At 43.6% G+C, this 18,582-nt stretch carries 20 protein-coding genes; 7 read left to right on the forward strand and 13 right to left on the reverse strand.

Annotation, left to right across the window (positions count from 1 at the left end):
- Positions 1–85: 85 nt before the first annotated feature.
- Positions 86–880 carry a twin-arginine translocase subunit TatC gene (gene tatC / locus CDC33_RS27255; protein WP_109011576.1) on the forward strand — a complete coding sequence of 265 codons (795 nt, stop codon included), beginning with the start codon at positions 86–88 and terminating at the stop codon, positions 878–880.
- 28 nt (positions 881–908) lie between these two features.
- On the opposite strand, the gene CDC33_RS27260 is transcribed toward tatC, so the two are convergent.
- Positions 909–1,523: a hypothetical protein gene (locus CDC33_RS27260; protein WP_109011577.1), complete on the reverse strand. Its 615-nt coding sequence runs from the start codon at positions 1,521–1,523 to the stop codon at positions 909–911.
- A 99-nt stretch (positions 1,524–1,622) separates the two neighbouring features.
- Positions 1,623–1,931 carry a DUF3067 family protein gene (locus CDC33_RS27265; protein ID WP_109011578.1) on the reverse strand — a complete coding sequence of 103 codons (309 nt, stop codon included), beginning with the start codon at positions 1,929–1,931 and terminating at the stop codon, positions 1,623–1,625.
- Positions 1,932–2,159: 228 nt separating this feature from the next.
- On the opposite strand from CDC33_RS27265, the gene petC reads away from it, so the two are divergent.
- The 3 genes from petC to petA are packed head-to-tail and all read left to right on the forward strand — an operon-like array spanning position 2,160 to position 3,917.
- Positions 2,160–2,699 carry a cytochrome b6-f complex iron-sulfur subunit gene (petC, locus tag CDC33_RS27270; protein ID WP_109011579.1) on the forward strand — a complete coding sequence of 180 codons (540 nt, stop codon included), beginning with the start codon at positions 2,160–2,162 and terminating at the stop codon, positions 2,697–2,699.
- Between the two features lie 24 nt (positions 2,700–2,723).
- A complete protein-coding gene (locus tag CDC33_RS37955) occupies positions 2,724–2,885 on the forward strand; it encodes a histidine kinase (RefSeq protein WP_146195863.1) in 162 nt (53 codons plus the stop codon).
- Positions 2,886–2,915: 30 nt separating this feature from the next.
- A complete protein-coding gene (gene petA, locus CDC33_RS27275) occupies positions 2,916–3,917 on the forward strand; it encodes a cytochrome f (RefSeq protein ID WP_109011580.1) in 1,002 nt (333 codons plus the stop codon).
- A gap of 232 nt (positions 3,918–4,149) precedes the next feature.
- On the opposite strand, the gene CDC33_RS27280 is transcribed toward petA, so the two are convergent.
- Positions 4,150–4,881 (reverse strand): hypothetical protein, encoded by a 732-nt coding sequence (locus tag CDC33_RS27280; protein ID WP_109011581.1) that lies wholly within the window; start codon positions 4,879–4,881, stop codon positions 4,150–4,152.
- On the opposite strand from CDC33_RS27280, the gene CDC33_RS27285 reads away from it, so the two are divergent.
- Positions 4,880–5,587, forward strand: coding sequence for a Uma2 family endonuclease (locus tag CDC33_RS27285; protein WP_109011582.1), 708 nt, complete (start codon positions 4,880–4,882; stop codon positions 5,585–5,587). The two genes, CDC33_RS27280 and CDC33_RS27285, sit on opposite strands and share 2 nt — an antisense overlap.
- 82 nt (positions 5,588–5,669) lie before the next feature.
- On the opposite strand, the gene CDC33_RS27290 is transcribed toward CDC33_RS27285, so the two are convergent.
- The 10 genes from CDC33_RS27290 to grpE all read right to left on the reverse strand — a co-directional run bounded on the left by CDC33_RS27290 (position 5,670) and on the right by grpE (position 15,710).
- Positions 5,670–5,867 (reverse strand): DUF6887 family protein, encoded by a 198-nt coding sequence (locus tag CDC33_RS27290; protein ID WP_109011583.1) that lies wholly within the window; start codon positions 5,865–5,867, stop codon positions 5,670–5,672.
- Positions 5,851–6,042, reverse strand: coding sequence for a DUF6888 family protein (locus CDC33_RS39145; protein ID WP_439956642.1), 192 nt, complete (start codon positions 6,040–6,042; stop codon positions 5,851–5,853). Before CDC33_RS39145 ends, CDC33_RS27290 begins: the two co-directional genes overlap by 17 nt.
- 69 nt (positions 6,043–6,111) lie before the next feature.
- Positions 6,112–7,701, reverse strand: a complete 1,590-nt coding sequence (locus CDC33_RS27295) for a glycoside hydrolase family 57 protein (RefSeq protein ID WP_109011584.1) — start codon at positions 7,699–7,701, stop codon at positions 6,112–6,114.
- Between the two features lie 465 nt (positions 7,702–8,166).
- Complete coding sequence (locus CDC33_RS27300) at positions 8,167–8,736, reverse strand: Uma2 family endonuclease (RefSeq protein WP_109011585.1); 570 nt, start codon at positions 8,734–8,736, stop codon at positions 8,167–8,169.
- Positions 8,737–8,780: 44 nt separating this feature from the next.
- Positions 8,781–9,521, reverse strand: coding sequence for a Uma2 family endonuclease (locus CDC33_RS27305; protein ID WP_109011586.1), 741 nt, complete (start codon positions 9,519–9,521; stop codon positions 8,781–8,783).
- A 91-nt stretch (positions 9,522–9,612) separates the two neighbouring features.
- Positions 9,613–10,737, reverse strand: a complete 1,125-nt coding sequence (gene rsgA / locus CDC33_RS27310; protein ID WP_109011587.1) for a small ribosomal subunit biogenesis GTPase RsgA — start codon at positions 10,735–10,737, stop codon at positions 9,613–9,615.
- The gene (locus tag CDC33_RS27315; protein WP_100900138.1) at positions 10,734–10,991 is read right to left on the reverse strand and encodes a sulfurtransferase TusA family protein; all 258 of its coding nucleotides are present in this window, start codon (positions 10,989–10,991) and stop codon (positions 10,734–10,736) included. Before CDC33_RS27315 ends, rsgA begins: the two co-directional genes overlap by 4 nt.
- The gene (gene dnaJ / locus CDC33_RS27320) at positions 10,991–12,118 is read right to left on the reverse strand and encodes a molecular chaperone DnaJ (protein WP_109011588.1); all 1,128 of its coding nucleotides are present in this window, start codon (positions 12,116–12,118) and stop codon (positions 10,991–10,993) included. Before dnaJ ends, CDC33_RS27315 begins: the two co-directional genes overlap by 1 nt.
- Positions 12,119–12,774: 656 nt before the next feature.
- Positions 12,775–14,733 (reverse strand): molecular chaperone DnaK, encoded by a 1,959-nt coding sequence (gene dnaK / locus CDC33_RS27325; RefSeq protein WP_109011589.1) that lies wholly within the window; start codon positions 14,731–14,733, stop codon positions 12,775–12,777.
- Between the two features lie 227 nt (positions 14,734–14,960).
- Positions 14,961–15,710 (reverse strand): nucleotide exchange factor GrpE, encoded by a 750-nt coding sequence (grpE, locus tag CDC33_RS27330; RefSeq protein WP_109011590.1) that lies wholly within the window; start codon positions 15,708–15,710, stop codon positions 14,961–14,963.
- 265 nt (positions 15,711–15,975) lie between these two features.
- Here grpE and CDC33_RS39150 point away from each other — a divergent pair, with 265 nt between their 5' ends.
- Both CDC33_RS39150 and CDC33_RS27335 read left to right on the forward strand, forming a co-directional pair.
- Complete coding sequence (locus tag CDC33_RS39150; RefSeq protein ID WP_181374148.1) at positions 15,976–16,122, forward strand: hypothetical protein; 147 nt, start codon at positions 15,976–15,978, stop codon at positions 16,120–16,122.
- Between the two features lie 348 nt (positions 16,123–16,470).
- Positions 16,471–18,474, forward strand: coding sequence for a GspE/PulE family protein (locus CDC33_RS27335; RefSeq protein WP_109011591.1), 2,004 nt, complete (start codon positions 16,471–16,473; stop codon positions 18,472–18,474).
- Positions 18,475–18,582: the final 108 nt, after the last annotated feature.

Raw genomic sequence — 18,582 nt, forward strand, 5'->3', positions numbered from 1 at the left:
AAAAAAAGATACAAGCCCATAAATAAATTAAATTTAGGGGATTGTTAATTTTAAATTTTGAATTTTGAATTCGGAGCGAAGCGACGTGACGCCTTCACAAGACGTAGATACTATAAACGTTCCCAACATCGACCCAGAAGAATATGACAACTCAGACACCGATCCTCTCGATGAGTTGCCAGGTGAAGTTGAAATGTCCCTTTTCGACCACCTCGAAGAGTTGCGACAGCGCATTTTCTATTCTCTGATTGCCGTAGCAGTGGGTATTATTGGCTGTTTCTTTGCCGTTAAGCCCATTGTCCAACTACTTGAGGTTCCCGCACAAGGAGTAAAATTTCTTCAACTTGCACCCGGAGAGTATTTCTTTGTCTCCGTGAAAGTTGCAGCCTACACTGGCCTCATACTTACTAGTCCTTTTATTCTTTACCAGATTATCCAGTTTGTGCTTCCAGGACTAACCCGCCGTGAGCGCCGGATACTGGGGCCTGTGGTTTTGGGTTCTAGTCTGCTGTTTGGAGCAGGGTTAGTATTTGCCTATTTACTGCTTATCCCCGCAGCGTTAAAATTTTTCATCAGCTACGGAGCAGATGTTGTTGAACAACTTTGGTCAATTGATAAATATTTTGAATTTGTGCTGCTACTGTTATTCAGCACTGGTTTAGCATTTCAAATTCCGATCATCCAACTGTTGCTCGGTAATTTGAACATTGTCTCGTCTGAACGAATGGTTGCTGGTTGGCGTTACGTAATTATGGGAGCAGTCGTTTTAGGAGCAGTGCTTACACCTTCTACTGACCCCTTAACTCAAAGTCTTTTAGCCGGAGCAGTCTTAGGGCTTTATTTCGGTGGTGTTGGACTGGTTAAACTTACAGGTAAATAACGATATTCCAAAAAATCTCAACTTAGTTTTAGTTAAGGAGCGCAGTTAGTAAGATCCTAACCACTATTTCCAACTCTTCGGTAACACGATAAAGGTTGATTGCTTGCTCAATATGTTGTGTTTGTCGGTATAATCTGCCAAATTGCCAAACATTACCTGTTGTTACTGCTCCTAATATTTCTGTTTGAGTCGAATCAGTCCACCTATCAAGAGCTATCATCTCAGTTGCCAGTTGTGTAAATCCCCTATTTATATCTGCTTGCTTGGCTTCAATCACAATTAAATTAGTTTGTGTTCTGAGGAAATAATCTAAATTACCTTGAAGTCGGTTATCAACTTTAATAGTGTATTCAATTCGTAATTTAGCACGGGAATAGTGAATTAAATCGGTAACAATTGGCGCAATTAGCATTTCCCGGCGTGTAGCTTCGTTCTCCAAATCTACATAGGGTAAAACTTCCTCAATTCGATGCTTGAGGTCACTAAGTCGGTCTAATGTACCAGAATATTGTGGTAAATCAAGAAATTTGCGCTCGAAGGAATAGCCAAATTCAGCAACTAAATCGTCAACCGCAAATCCTAACTCAAAGTAATTACTAAAAGTATACGAGCGATTTGGATCTAGCAATGGTTGGCGGCTCATTTAAGTTTCCTGCAATTTGTCAATATCTTTCCGAAGGCATTTTTGTATAAAAAAGACTTTAATTACTCAAAAAATTATTAATGCTAATGCAATAGTAGGTCATAATATCCATTCCGAAGAACGTTCACCCAAATCTAGAGGAATGCTGACAGCTTTGCCGAGTCGGGGGCGATCGCGTGTTTGGGTAATATATGTTTGTACCTGCGTTGACCCACCCAAGGCATGAAGATAATTAGCAATGGTGTCAAGATGCTCTTGGTACTCCGCCTCACTCAAGGGAAAAGAAGCTTGCTCCAAGTATTTCCACATGACTTGCAAAAATATCTTTCCCTGTGCCCGTCGAAACTGGACATCATAGGAATATCCCCACTTATCAAGCAACATCTGACGTAATTCCTGTCCTGTCATAGCTTTTCTCAATCAGATTTTACATTTAGTTATGATGTTAAGTTCCGTGACTCCAGTATGATAAGGATATAAAGAAATGTAATGCTAACAGAAAAGATGCTTTTTATATCTTGGAATAAAGAAGTATGGCATCGTTGTGAGCGCTAGCATTTCGACTTAGACAAGAGTTCCTCAAGTACAGTACTTTTGTCAAAATGCTTAACAAAATACACAAAGAGCGCGTAGATTATGGCTCAATTTTCTGAATCAGCAGACGTGCCCGATATGGGGCGTCGTCAGTTCATGAATCTGCTCACTTTTGGGACTGTCACTGGAGTGGCTCTGGGTGCATTGTATCCCGTTGTCAACTACTTTATTCCACCTGCTGCTGGTGGTGCTGGTGGCGGGACAACGGCAAAAGACGAGCTAGGTAACGATGTTAGTGTCTCTAAATTTCTAGAAAACCGGAATGCAGGCGATCGCAACCTAGTCCAAGGGCTAAAGGGAGATCCTACCTATATTGTGGTAGACAGCAAAGAGGCGATCAAAGATTATGGCATTAACGCCATCTGCACCCACTTAGGTTGTGTAGTCCCCTGGAACATTGCAGAAAACAAGTTTAAGTGTCCTTGTCATGGTTCCCAGTATGACGAAACTGGTAAAGTTATTCGGGGCCCAGCACCGTTGTCTTTACCTTTAGCCCATACCAATGTAAAAGACGACAAAATCGTTTTGACCCCTTGGACTGAAACCGACTTCCGCACCGGTGATCCAGCTTGGTGGGCTTAATCAGTGCTGAGTGCTGAGTGCTGAGTGCTGAGTGAGGGAGATGAGGGAGCAGGGGAGGATGAGGGAGTGAGGGAGGGAAAAGAATTAATAATCAATGCCCAATGCCCAATGCCCAATGCCCAATGCCCAATGCCCAATGCCCAATGCCCAATGCCCAATGCCCAATGCCCAATGCCCAATCACTAATGACTAATTCAATCTTTGCCCTTATTAGAGATGAGAAATGTTTTCTTAAGAGCGAGGTTAACTCGCAGCGCTAGAGCGATCGTAAAAACATTGCTCATAGCGATCGCTACTGTGACATTTTACTTCACCAGCGATTTAGCCCTTCCCCAGTCAGCTGCCGCCTATCCCTTTTGGGCACAGCAAACCTATCCCGAAACCCCCCGCGAACCAACAGGGCGGATTGTTTGTGCCAATTGTCACCTAGCAGCCAAGCCGGCAGAAGTAGAAGTTCCCCAATCGGTGCTACCTGACACTGTATTCAAAGCTGTGGTGAAAATCCCTTATGATCTTAGCGCCCAGCAGGTTGGTGCCGATGGTTCTAAGGTTGGCTTGAACGTCGGTGCTGTGCTGATGCTACCTGAAGGCTTTAAGATTGCTCCTGAAGATCGTCTTTCCGAAGAACTTAAAGAAGAAGTTGGCGACACTCCCTTCCAACCCTACAGCGAAGACAAAGAAAACGTCGTCATCGTCGGCCCCTTACCAGGTGAACAGTATCAGGAAATCGTCTTCCCTGTTCTTTCTCCCAACCCCGCAACCGATAAAAACATCCACTTCGGTAAATATTCAGTTCACTTAGGTGCTAACCGAGGACGCGGACAAGTTTATCCCACTGGCGAAAAGAGCAACAACACTGTTTACAATGCTTCCGCTACTGGCACAATTACCAAGATTGCCAAAGAAGAAGATGGAGACGGTAACGTTAAATATCTAGTCAACATTCAACCTGAATCTGGTGATGTTGTCGTTGATACGATTCCTTTAGGGCCAGAACTGGTTGTTTCCGAAGGGCAAACAGTTAAGACTGGTGATGCTTTGACCAGCAACCCCAATGTCGGTGGATTCGGTCAAAAAGATGCAGAAATCGTATTGCAAGACGCCTCTAGAGTTCAATGGATGATTGCGTTCATCGCTCTTGTAATGTTAGCCCAAGTTATGCTTGTGCTGAAGAAGAAGCAGGTTGAGAAAGTTCAAGCTGCTGAAATGAATTTCTAAATTCTTTGCTAAATCATTATTTGTAGGACAGGCATCTTGCCTGTCTTTTTTTACTATATCTACACGAAACATGCAAATTTGGGAATTAACTGCTAGTAGACATTGAAAATGTCGATAAATGAATCTTATTAGAATGTCACTAGCCAGAAATTATATAACTAATCTTTCACTGGCTATATGGACTGAAGTTGATGTTTAACCATACGTATATTAGTTAGCTGTAGTAAGAAAATTATCTGTGGCACATTAAAGCAACACAAAGATAATCTGAATAGTGCGCCAGAATTTCCTGGACTTTAAGTTGCCACTTAGCTTCTTCGTCACTGACGATTTGATTTCCCTCTAACGTATTTGCAAAGGCTTTTATCCCTGCATCTTCGCCCAATTCATACCATTCACTATTGGGAGTTACAATCGCATACGGTACTACTTGAGGTAAATCAGCAACCCGACACGGATAGAATATAGGTGTTCCTGATTCTACAGGTTCAAATTCTATAAAACGATACCAATCCCACTTCCCTTGAGGATTATAAGTTAATACTTTATATTCGCCTTTTTCATCAATACCATCTACTTCGTCTTCAAACCATTCCAATTCTATTTTGGCTAAAGCTTCCAAATTATTACTACAAACTTCCCAATCTGCTGCCATCTTTTCAATCTTGTCTAAAGGAAAAGTTTCAAGGCGTTTTATCTCGTTTGCCAGTTTCTCATAGTTAAAGTATTCTCTGTAAGGTTCAACTTCTATATTTTCGTTGTAGGAATTTAAAAGTTCTCTTACTTTATTTTCAATATTTTCTGTATCTAATGGCATTATAACTAAGGCAGAAAAGTGCATTTTTACTCCAGTGAGAAAACGAAACTTAAAGAAACATAATAAATTTGGTTCACTTTCGATTTGACTAAAGAATTCAGATGCTAAATTTAATCTAGCCCTAGTTGAGTTGAGGGATTCGCCCATGACAGTCTCAATAGAGTATATCCCCGTTACCCCGATTGAGTACCCAGATGAGGATGGTAAGCCAATGGCTGAAGGTGATTTACAGCGCAAGTGTCTCGTATACGCTACAACTGTGCTGGAAATTTATTTTCAAAATCATCCAGATGTATATGTGGCTGGTAATCTATTTATTTACTACGAAAAAGGTTATCCAGAATCAGTCGTAGCCCCAGATGTATTTGTGGTGTTTGGAGTGGAAAACCGTGACAGACGCTCTTACAAAACCTGGGAAGAAAATAATCAAACCCCAGATTTTGTTTTAGAGATTACCTCAAAAAGCACCCGCAGCAAAGACCAAGGTGCAAAGAAAGGAATTTATGCCTTTCTGGGAGTGCGTGAATATTTCCAATATGATCCCACAGGCGATTATCTCAATCCCCAACTCCAGGGTTTACACTTGGTCGATGGGAATTATTTCCCAGTAGCAGCCAATACCCTGGCAGATGGTACAGTGTCGCTACCCAGTGAAGTTTTAGGGCTAGAGTTACGCCTGGAAGCAGGAAAACTCCGTTTTTACAATCCAGCTACAGGTCAAACACTCCTAACTCATGAAGAGGAAGCAGCTGCACGACAAGCCGCAGAAGAGGTTCGACAGCAAACAGAGCAAAAAGCGCAAAGATTAGCTGCTAAACTTCGAGAATTAAATATTGATCCAGATAGCCTTTAGCTAAATCCGCCAGTGTTAATAAAATAATCGGGTGAGTATGATTTACCCACCCTAATTATGCTTACTGCATTAGAAAATAATCTCAAAGTTCTCCATTAATCTTGCGCCTGATGATTTCCATCTGCGCTTGCATATCAGCTTCTGTCACAGGCATAGGATACTTTGGAGAGTTAGGGTCGCGTTTGCTCATTAAAAAACGTAGAGCTTCAATATCTTCGCGGTTTTCTACGACATAAGCTCTCAACTCTGTAAAACTCATTTGCTCATAATTCGGGTTCATTGACAAACTCCCATTCGCCATTGCGATAAACAATAATTTGCAGTTCATCCGCAGATAAAATGTAAACTTCTCCGCTTTTATCGTCAAATCGAAATAAGCGGATATCTTTGTAAAGATTTGACAGCATTTGACAAACCCTTACACAGGCTAAGGCTTGCTCTGTTGTTGGTAAAATAAACGCTCCTCACTACTAATATAGGGTGAGCAATGCCCACCCTACTGCTGTTGATTATTTTTTGTGAGACTATAGCGGACGGTAGACGCGATAGTTGATTTCGGGGAAGATATTATCCATTAACTCGACTTTTTCCAACCAACCACTGTCAACTTTGCCGACTTTAACATCTTCGTAGAGCTTATTAAACCGCATCAGGTGCGATCGCGTCCGTCTAACTGCATAGGGTACCATTGTTCCCGTCCGCATAATAAATGCCCAGTCAGAAGATTGTGCTAATAACAATTCTCTCGCTGCTTGATTGAGCGCTCTCCACTGCAATTCATCCTCTGGTTCCAAACGTGATATTTCAATCATTCGTTCAGCAGCTTTGTGCAAATGCGGATAAACCCATGCGTTCGTTTCATTCAACCAGTATTCGTGGAAACCCTTGAAACCCCAACTCGACTGCGAAGGACGACAGACTTGCTGAGTCGGCTGGTCTCGCAAATAGTCTGCTAAATGCGTCATTTGATATGTTTTTTGGTCATACCACGACTTACGGAATAGGTAATCGATGAACCAGGGGCCTTCATACCACCAATGTCCAAATAACTCTGCGTCATAAGGCGAGACGATAATTGGCGGACGTTGCATTATACTATAGAGATGCTCAGATTGCTGCTCTCGGTTATACATAAAATTAGCAGCGTGTTCTGCGGCCTTTTCCCTAGCCCAGTAAGGATCATAAAGCGCCTTATCTGAAAGTCCTAAACCACGCCCAGTAATTTTGTGATACTTAATACCCGTATTTTTTCGCTGACCATTGGGCATGATATAAGGCTTGATATACTCATATTCTGCTTCCCAGCCCAAATCTTTATAAAATTCTCGATATTCCGCCGCCCCAGGATAGCCCACTTCAGAAGACCATACCTGTTGGGAAGATTCATGATCTCGACCAAAGACAGCAACACCAGTTTCTGTATAAATTGGGGCATAAGTGCCAAAGCGCGGACGCGGACGGGCGTAAAGAATGCCATGCCCATCAGTAAGGAAGTAGCGTAACCCAGCATCGGCTAGCATTCGCTCTAAACCTTCATAGTAGGCGCATTCCGGCAACCAAATGCCTCTGGGCGGTTGTCCGAAAGTTTGCTCGTAATGTTCGCAAGCTACCTGAATTTGCGCCCAGACCGCTTCTGGATACATTTTCATCAACGGCAAATAGCCGTGAGTAGCGCCGCAAGTGATGATTTCCAGGTTGTTAGTGTCTTGGAACTGCTTAAAAGCTGTCACCAAGTCACCTTGATTGCGTTCCCATAGCTGACGCGCTTCTTTAAACTCAGTAATGTAATGTTCGGCTAAATAACGAAGATGTCCGTTATTGACATTATGTTCTGCTTCTAGTTCTATAAGTTCTTCTAGTTGGGTCAAGTGTGCGTCATAGCGTTCTTGCAGCAGAGGATCACGAAGCATCGACACTAGAGGTGGTGTCATACTCATCGTGATTTTAAAGTCGATACCGTCTCGCTTTAAGCCTTCAAATACTTTCAATAATGGAATGTAGGTTTCTGTGATGGCTTCATAGAGCCATTCTTCCTCCAGCACGTAGTCACTTTCAGGGTGACGAACGAAGGGCAGATGTGCGTGAAGTACAAGCGCGACGTAGCCGATAGCCATAGTGATTTTGGGGTGATACTTGTAAGTTGAAGGTCGAGAGGTTTGGCTGAAATTAACAATATTTTAAGACTTTATGGGGATAGTGAAGATACGAGTGTCAATTTTTCACATAAAAGGAACGCTTAGGCTGCTGCTTCATGTTTACTGTTCATCTGTAACCAAATTATCAATCCTAATCTCTAGTACCTACTAGATGTACATGACTTAAAGTCGTGACAAGTATATTTCCCAACTTTTTAAATGCATGGCGTAAAAGCAGCGAAGTTGGAATGTATCTATTAATTACTATTTTCATGTTCAGCAAGATACTAATATCCAGCTTCACTAATTTCCCCAACTCCGCGCCGGGAATCACTCTTTACAAGTCCTTCTTTCATCAATTCGTAACGAACCCATTTTGTTCTTTTTTGCCAACGAGTATTTTTTGATCGGCGATGCCTACGGCGGGCTACGCCTACGCCAGAATTATCCAAAAAAACGTTGAACTCGAACGCCAAAACCTGGTAACAGTGGTGATGTGATTTCGTCATCAGCCAACAAGGTTGCAATCAGTTTTAATTGGGCAGCTTCTCTGCGATAAACTTCTAGCTGCTGTAATTGCCAATTTGCAATCCAATATTCTTGCACTCCTGTGGATGAGTATAGTTTCAGCTTGGCTTCTCGATCTCGACGTTCGTTAGTTGTCCCAGGAGAAAGCACTTCGGCAATCAGTTCTGGCGCTCCTCTCAAATGCCCGTCCTCATCTAGCAATTGTGCTAAACGCTCACGACTAATCCAAACTACATCGGGTATGACATTATCGGCATCTGTAAAAATTATGCCGGGAGTTTGACGGGTTTCCCCTAGCCCACTAGAGCGAGACCAAATTTGTAACTCCAAGCATATATTACCCGCAGTCCCTTGATGTTTCCAGTGAGGCGCTCTAGTCACAAAGAGTTCTCCGTCAATAATCTCATAGCGCTTCCATTCGTCAGTTTGAAGTAATTCTAAGTCTGAGGTTGTCCAACGGACTTGATCAGATATTATTTGATTCATAGCAGTATTTTTCCATGCCTAGTTTAGAGATAAAATTCTATTTCTCAGAATATTTGCTCAGGATCAATACCTGCGACTCGCAAGCGTTCTGCCAATATTGCAGCCCGTTGACGTTCTTGTTCTAGTTGTTGATTTGCTTGCTGTAACTGTTGGTTTACTTGCTCTAACTGTTGATTTGCTTCTTCCTCTGGCAACATCACCAGCTGCCTATCTGGTGTAAAAAAGCGTAATTTGCCTAAATATACTGCCAAATACAGCCCTAATTGCTGACTCCACAACCAACCTGACTCAGTGGGTACAATGTCTTGATATTGCCCATCAACTATGTGAAATCCCTGTAATTCTAGGTTATTTGGGTCAAACCAAAAGTAATCAGGAGTGCGAAATGTATTCTGGTATATTTGTTTTTTTAAACCTTTATCAACCGAGGCAGTGGAATCAGATAATAGCTCAATAATTACATTGGGATATTTGCCGTCTTCTTGCCACACAACCCAGCTTTTCCGGTCTTTTTTTTCTGTATCTAAAACTACAAAGAAATCAGGGCCTCGAAATTCTTCTGACTTTTTCTGGTTAGGACTGAAGTAGATTGTCAGGTTGCCGGTAGCATAAAAATCCTGACGATCGCCCCACCACCATTTGATCAGGCGAATAAGTAAATCAATTTGTTCGCGGTGTAAATCAGATTCCAAAGGGGGTTCGTCACTATAGATGTCGCCTGGTGGGAAAATTATACTTTCATTGACATCTTTTACACTAGTGGTGGTAGCAAGGGGCTGAGACATACAAGATAGTTTTTCTATTTGTATCCATGCTATCGTGACCAACCTTTACATAGAAGTGAGTAGGCGTAGCCCGTCGTAGACATCGCCCTCCTTATTCCTCATCCCGATATAATTCCTGCAAGTCCTGTAACTGAGTCTTGCGGGAAATGCGGCGATATTTTTTACTTTCTAGCTTGGGTTCGTATTGACTCTGCCCTTTGCCTTTGCTTTTTAACTTCATCGTAGATTCAGGATCGGCTTGTTGGTGCAGCTGAGTTTGACGAGCGATCGCATCATCCAAAAATTCTAAATAATGTTCATATCGTTCCCAGTCTCCCCGCACCACACACTCCGGCTCGTCTCGATGCAGACAATCACTAAACCGACAGCTAGCAACTGCTAACCGCTTTCTAGCTTCTGGGAAATAATGAATTAATTCTTCTGGTAGACAATCCATGTCTGGCTGATTGAAGCCAGGAGTGTCTGCAAGCATTCCACCATTAGGTAACTCAAATAATTCTATATGGCGAGTCGTATGACGACCACGAGCTAGTTTGCCAGAAACTTCTCCCACTCGCAGGTTGGCATCAATCAGCGTATTAATCAGGCTGGATTTACCCACCCCAGAAGGCCCAGCAATTACAGTAATTTTATTACTCAAATATTTAGCTGCTTGGTCAGTATTTATATCATCTTTGACGCTGAGAAATATTGGTTCATAGCCCCAGCCAAGGAGGCGATCGCTAACTTGTTGCTGTTCTTGCGGTGAAATTAAATCACTTTTATTCAAACATAAAAGTACATCTAAGCCAGTAGACTCAGCCTTAATCAGAAACCGACTCAGTTGATAAGGTTCCAAAGGTGGATCGGCAACGGCAAATACCAATAGGATTTGGTTGACATTAGCGATCGCTGGACGATCCAATTCACTTTGGCGGGGTAAAACATCAGCGATCGCACCCCGTCCTCCAGCCCAATCTGGCTCTTCTACCACGACGCGATCGCCTACCATCACCTGTTGACCGATTTTTTTCAGTCGTGTTCGGCGAGTACAGAGAAGAAGGAGGGGATAAGGGGGATGGGGAAGAGGAGGCTCTTGCTCCCTCATCTCCCTCATCTCCCTCATCTCCCTCATCTCTTCATCCTCTTGATCCAGATGTACTCGGTAAAAATTAGCCTGTACAGCCACCACCGTACCCAACAACTGTCCAGTTGCAGCAAAATTTTCCCCTGTCATTGGCTAGCAACTGGACGGCGTACTAACAGAGAAAAATAACTAGTACAGTTTGTAATTTGTTCCACCTGATAACCTGCCATTGTCAGACTATCGGGAACCTGCTCAATCGGCTCACCAGGGTCTAGCCACACTTCTAGTAAACCCCCCAATGGCATTTTTTCCAGACGTAGTTTTGTCCGCACAAAATTAATTGGGCAAGGAGTGCCGCGTAAATCAAGTTGAGCATCAGGAGTTAAAAGAGAAGAGGGCTTCATTACTTAAATAAATTTCCCAAGAATCCTTCTAGACCGCCTTTACCAGTGCGATCTCCTTTAATTTTAGCCAGCTTCTCCAATAATTCCCTCTCCTCAGGGGTGACCTTGGTGGGAATATCAATTAATACTGTCAGCATGTGATCCCCTCGACTGACGGGATTACCCAAACGGGGTACGCCGCGATTTTCCAACTTCATCACCGTATTCGGCTGGGTTCCAGCCGGAATGATCAATTCCACAGGCCCATCTACCGTATCTACCTCTAACCGACAACCTAAAATCGCTTGCAGGTAGCTAAGTTTGATTTCCGAGAGAATATTAATGCCATCCCGTTGGAATTCCTCGTCCTCATTTACGAACAAGTAAACGTACAAATCCCCAGGAGGGCCACTGCGTTGGCCAGCATCTCCTTCACTAGAAATCCGCAATCGTGTACCATTATCCACCCCAGCCGGAATGGTAATTTTGAGTTTCTTTGTGACTTGATTTGCGCCTTTACCATCACAAGCATCACACTTATCTTCAATTACCATCCCTGTCCCATTACAGGTGGGACAAGTCGAGACTTGGGTGAAACTGCCAAAAGGTGTTCTGGTGACACGGCGGACTTGACCCGAACCGGTACAAGTAGAACAAGTCCGGGGGCGGGTTCCAGGTTTAGCACCAGAACCGCTACAGACTTCACAATTTTCTAGATGGGAAATGCGAATTTCTTTTTCCCCGCCAAATATCGCTTCCCGAAAGTCTAACTTCAGGTCTAGCCGCAGGTCATCACCCCTAGCAGGCCCACTGCGCCGTCTTTGTTGCGTGGGATTACCCATACCGCCAGCAAAGCCACTAAAAATGCTTTCAAAGATATCGGCAAAACCACCCATATCGCCAACATCTTGGAAACCTGAGCCAGCACCTGACACACCCTCTGGGCCAAAGCGATCGTAACGAGCGCGGGTTTCTGGCTCTGAGAGTACCTCATAAGCGCGGTTAATTTCTTTAAAGCGATCCTCCGCCCCCGGTTCTTTGTTCACATCTGGGTGATACTTCCGGGCTAAACGGCGATAGGCTTGTTTGATTTCTTCTTTGTCGGTGTCACGAGAGACACCCAGGATTTCATAGTAGTCGCGGGCCATATAGCAAAGGTAAAAGTTAGAAGGAAGAAAGCAGAAGGCAGTAGAACGTCACGGTCACTTGCTACCCTACGGAAAAGTGTTTTGCCTATAGATAAGGCAACACAGTATCTTTTAGAGAGCGGCTTGCCGGAGGTCAGGCAGAAGATAAAATTAATTTTTGTTAATAACTGATTTTACCCTTTACCTTTTACAAAAATCACCGACAAATCTTGAGCAACAGATGCTTTCCTCGTAGAAGACGACAAAAGCGATAGAAGTTAGCAGCAGGGGAAGCCTATGCTCAGACTTCACACTGCCGAGTCGGCTGTCTCTTTTACAATTGTGCTACTTAGGAGAGGAAAACCCCGCCCATCAACCAGAGGGGCTAGCCGCACCATTAGGTGTGGAAAACCACCCTTATGCAATGGAAGTGCATCTGAACTTGCACACTGCCTAGCCCACAGTAATTTGCTTCTACAATCTAGCAAACTGCTGGGGTCTTGTGAAACTTCGCTAAATTTATAATCTAAATATATAGATATATTAAAGTGCCTTAAGAAAAATCTGCAACTTAGGGAGTGGGGGATGAGGGAGGAGGGGGAGCAGGGGGAGATGAGGGAGATGAGGGAGAAGAACTAATAGATCATGCCCAATGCCCAATGCCCCATGCCCAATTCCTAATCTATCGCTTCATAATCAACCTGGGCAGTACTTTCTTCGTCAAAATCAAAGTTAAATTGTGGTATTAGTGTGCCATTCATTGGTGAGTCTACTTCTGGGGTAGAGAGATTAGCTGAAGTCTCTTCAATCTCATCACTTTGGCTGTTAGCTCGATTGTAAACATCAGCACCAATTGCAAACAAGGTTTGTTGGAAATCGTCTAAGCGCTGCTTAAATTCCACAGTGGAAATACTAGAGTCAATCATTGCAGCTTGGAGTTGTGAAACTTTTTCACTAGCCAAAGTTTTCATCTGGTCGCCGATAAAGCTGCTATTATCCTTGATGGTCGATTCGTAACTGAACAACAAATTATCTGCTTGGTTTTTAAGTTCAACCAGTTCTTTACGTCTTCTATCTTCGTCGGAAAACAGTTCGGCCTCTTGGCGCATCCGTTCAACTTCGTTGGTACTTAAACCACCTGTATTGGTAATCCTGATACTTTGTTCTCTACCTGTACCTTTGTCTTGAGCAGAAACCTTTAGGATGCCGTTGACATCGATTTCAAAGGCTACTTCAATTTGTGGCACACCACGGGGCGATGGGGGAATTCCTGCTAGTAGAAACTTGCCGAGACTCTTGTTGTCTCGTGACATTGCCCGTTCACCTTGGAGGATATGAATTTCTACCGAGGTTTGCCCATCAACTGCTGTAGAAAAAATTTGTGACTTACTGGTGGGAATTGTGGTGTTGCGTTCAATAATTTTGGTGAACACCTCACCCAAGGTTTCAATTCCCAAAGACAGAGGAGTGACATCCAATAGTAAAAGATTATCGACTTCGCCACCCAACACCCCTGCTTGGATAGCTGCTCCCAATGCTACAGCTTCGTCAGGGTTGATGGAGCGATCGGGAGCTTTGCCATTGAAAAACTTAATTAGCGCGTTTTGGACTGCGGGAATACGGGTAGAACCACCTACCAAAATAATCCGATCTATATTTTGTGGTTTAAGATCCGCATCTTTGAGCGCTTGGATCATTGGTTCAATGGTGGCTTCAATTAAATTAAGTGCCAGTTCTTCAAATTTAGAACGGCTAAGTTCCATCTCCAGATGCTTTGGCCCCGTGTCATCAGCCGTGATAAACGGCAAGTTGATGGATGTATTCACCATGCTGGAGAGTTCAATTTTTGCCTTTTCTGCTGCTTCCCGCAGGCGTTGCAGTGCCATTTTATCTTGGGAAAGGTCGATTTTCTCTTGTTGCTGGAAGCGTTCCATCATCCAAAGGACGATCGCATTATCAAAGTCGTCTCCACCCAGTTGATTGTTACCGCTAGTCGCCTTAACTTCAAAAACGCCATCCCCAAGTTGCAAGATTGATACGTCGAAGGTTCCGCCTCCTAAGTCAAATACTAAAATTAGCTGCTCTTGGTCTTGCTTGTCCAATCCGAAAGCTAAAGCCGCAGCTGTTGGTTCATTGATGATTCGTAGGACTTCTAATCCTGCAATTGTGCCAGCATCTTTAGTTGCTTGTCTTTGGGCATCTGTAAAATATGCTGGTACGGTAATCACTGCCTGAGTAACTTCCTCACCCAAGAAGCTTTCTGCATCCTGCTTAAGCTTTTGCAGGATCATGGCGGACAATTCTTGTGGTGTGTAGTTTTTTGAGCGAATTTGGACATCAACGGTATCGTCTCGACCTTTGATGCAGTTGTAAGGGACGCGATCGCGTTCTGTTTCAGTGTCGTCCCAACGCCGCCCGATAAATCGTTTAATACTGTAAATTGTGTTTTCGGCATTGGTTACGGCTTGGCGCTTTGCCAATTGACCAATCAAGCGATCGCCACTCTTCCCAAATCCCACAATACTTGGAGTAGTTCGTCCACCTTCAGAATTGGAGATCACCAGTGGTTGACCGCCTTCCAAAACTGCGACGCAACTGTTAGTAGTGCCTAAGTCGATCCCAATAACTTTTCCCATAATTATCAGTATTTTTACCGAGTTTACTGCTGTAATCTGTCGCTGACTAAACTTTTTTGCTCCGAATCAAGGCTAGCGGATAACGTCTGTGAAATCCCTATTACTGGTAGCAAAAGAGAAAGTGAAACACAGAGAGTTATCCAAAGCCTTGTCTAAGTTTTAGGTACGCGATGCTCGTCCTTGCTAGAACCCAGGCACTTTAGGTCAGCGAGGCGAGCGACTACAGCTTAACTGTTGGCTGAACTCGACTGATCTTCTGATGCAGCAGGGCTATCTTCCTTGGGAGCAGCTACTTTGACCATTGCATGGCGTAGCACGCGATCGCCCAAGTAATATCCACGCACTAACTCTTCTAACACTGTTCCTTCAGGATGTTCATCCGTAGGTTCGCGCATTACTGCTTCGTGTAGGTTCGGATCAAATTCTTGACCTTCAGGACGCATTGGTGATACACCCAAGCGCTTCAGGCTATCTACCAATTGTTTGTAAACGCCTTGGTAACTTTTGTGCATGGTCATTTCGCCTTCAGATTGTGGTTTGAGGTGCGATCGGGCCCGCTCAAAATTATCGACCACTGGCAGCAATTCCAGAATGGTGTTCCGCTTGATCTGTGTCTCTAACTCTTCTTTTTCTTTGCTGGTACGTTTCCGGTAATTCTCAAAATCGGCGGCAATCCGCATATATTGAGTACTACGCTCTTCTAACTGGGTTTTGAGAGAGTCGATTTGTTGAGTCAGTTCTGCCAAAGCTGCTGTTTCCACTCCAGTTTTCTCACTTGCAGCGACGCTATTTTCTGGATTGAGATTAGCCGTATCCCCCGATACATTAGTTTGGCTTGTCACTTGCTCTGTCACCTCGCTACCAGATTCATTGAAATTCATTTGGGCTGGGGAGTCACTCTTCATTGCTTGCTTTACCTCTGTTGGTTCACCCAATTGCTGGCTTGTATTGTTTATCTGTTTATTTTCATCCATCATTGTCTACTCATTCCAGATGCTTTTGATGGCAGTGTATCTCCACAGCTTGCAAGCGTCGTCATCCACGGCTTGCCACTGAGGCTGATTTTTTTGCCGACAAGTTTCTGAAAATGATGTAACCGTCCTCTTATTGTGACAAATGGTGAACACCTTAGCCCAGACGCCACTAAGACGGGAACCCGAACGAATAGTGTACCTCTAAGAATCAAATGAGGCTAGGTTTTAAAGAATTGTTAAGCGAGCCTGTAATTGAGCAAGCTACTGAATGAACGCAAAAAAATTCCAAGAATGCGATCGCTTACCCGCCTATCGTAAGCGATCACAAGTTTTGACACCCAGAAATTTGATTCATTTATGGAACTTTATCAGTTTAAATAAACCTACTGGAAAGGAATTCTTCTATACTGAATAATTCTTACGAAAAGGGTTTCAGGTTATTTACAGAACTTACGTAAACAATAACCAAAACCCTCACTTTATAGTAGAGGCAATTCATGAATTGTCCCTACTGCGTGTAGTTTTGCGTTAGTCCTAATTTATTTAGCGACTGGTCAAATTTCTTGTGGAGTGCTAGGTATCAAAAATGGCAAATCAGGAAGTAGAAAAATTTTACTAAATCCAGAAGCATGAGCCAGAGAAAGAACGGTAACTTTCCTTGCTTAGAAGTTCGGTGACTCAGGACTTTTTTTAGAAATGAGAATTCTGTCTCCCAGCCTGGGAATACTTTAAGCAGAGGTTTCCCCAAATCAATTGCTCATTTATGAACTCGTCACCACAACGGCGCAGTACCGCTCTAACTACCAGAACAGAGTTTTCACCCTTTGGCAACAAGCTAGTGCAATCTGGCTATGTCAATACCGAACAGATGAGGCAGGCACTAATTGAAAGCCGCAAATCTGGCAGACCCTTAACGGAAGTATTAGAGTCAATCACTGGGCAACAACTAACACCTGAGTTGCTCAGGCAATACAAAAAACAACAGCTATTTGAACTTAAAATATTATACGGTGTTGAATTCCTCGATCCGGAAGTCAATTCATTTGGCAACACGGAGATGGCGAACCTGATCGAAACCCTCATCCCAGTAGATATTTGCCGTCGCCACCGTTTAGTACCACTATCGAAACACGAAGACCAAACCCCGCCCTCAGTTTTAGTGGCGATGGTGGCTCCAGATAATCTAGAGGCTTCTGATGATCTAAATCGCATATTGCGCCCCCAAGGCTTGGCGTTGCAGCGCATGGTGATTACCCAGGAAGATTACCAACAGCTAATCAACCAATATTTGGATGAAATGGCTGTTAAGCAAAAGCACCTAGAACGAGAAAATGCTACAGATATTAGTCAGGATTTAGAAAATCTCGGAAATCTCGATATTGAGGATGCTCCTGAAGAAATGGAGGCTGATTTAGGAGCAGCGATGAAGGGTGCAGAGGATGCCCCAGTTATCAACCTAGTTAACAGAATCTTGGCTAAAGCCTTGCATGAGGGCGTTTCTGACATTCATATCGAACCGCAAGAAGAAAGTTTACGCATTCGCTTTCGGAAAGATGGCGTACTGCGTGAAGCTTTCCCCCTAATGCCGAAAAAAATCATCCCGGCGGTGACAGCCCGATTTAAAATCATCTCCAATCTAGATATTGCTGAACGCCGTCTACCCCAAGATGGACGCATCCGGCGGTTGTTTGAGGGACGTAAGGTGGACTTCCGTGTGAATACCTTGCCTAGTCGCTACGGGGAAAAGGTGGTGCTGCGGATTTTGGATAACTCTTCTACCCAATTGGGATTAGATAAGTTAATTACTGATCCAGAGACTTTGAATATTGTCAAGGATATGGTCAGCCGTCCCTTTGGTCTAATTTTGGTAACTGGGCCAACTGGTTCTGGAAAAACAACTTCGCTGTATTCTGCATTATCAGAAAAGAATGATCCCGGAATTAATATCAGTACTGTGGAAGACCCCATTGAATACAGTCTTCCAGGGATTACTCAAGTACAGGTGATTCGGGAAAAAGGGCTAGATTTTGCTACCGCTCTGCGGGCTTTCTTGCGGCAAGATCCAGATGTGCTGCTGGTGGGTGAAACGCGGGATAAGGAAACGGCAAAAACAGCAATTGAAGCTGCGTTAACCGGTCACTTAGTATTAACTACCTTACATACCAATGATGCCCCAGGTGCGATCGCTCGTTTGGGAGAAATGGGGATTGAGCCTTTCATGGTTTCTAGTTCCCTAATTGGCGTTTTAGCTCAACGTTTGGTGCGGCGTGTATGTTCTGAATGTCGGATTGCCTACACTCCCACAACCGAAGAATTGGGTCGTTATGGTCTATCAGCTTCCTCAGATGTTGGAGTTACTTTTTATAAGGCTAACACCTTGACATTAGATGCGATCGCAGAAGCTAAAGGCAAAAATCAGCTTTGCTCAAAATGTAATGGGGTCGGCTATAAAGGGCGTTGTGGTGTTTATGAAGTCATGCGAGTCACTGAAAACCTGCAAACTCTCATAAACGAAGATGCACCTACGGAACGCATCAAGGAAGTGGCAATAGAAGAGGGCATGAAAACCTTACTGGCTTACAGTTTGGACTTAGTGCGCGAAGGTTCTACCACTCTAGAAGAAGTAGAACGGGTGACGTTTACTGATACTGGTTTGGAAGCCGAGTTAAAAGCCAAACGCAAGACTGGTCTTACCTGCCGAACTTGCGAGGCCACATTGAAACCAGAATGGCTCAGTTGTCCCTACTGTATGACATCTCGGTTTTAAGGCTAATAGTCATTAGTCATTAGTCATTGGTCATTAGTCATTGGTCGATGGTTACTAACTTTAAACAAATGACAAAGAACAACTGACAAAGGACAAATAAGAAACATT

It is taken from the genome of Nostoc commune NIES-4072, assembly GCF_003113895.1.
Lineage (GTDB): Bacteria > Cyanobacteriota > Cyanobacteriia > Cyanobacteriales > Nostocaceae > Nostoc > Nostoc commune.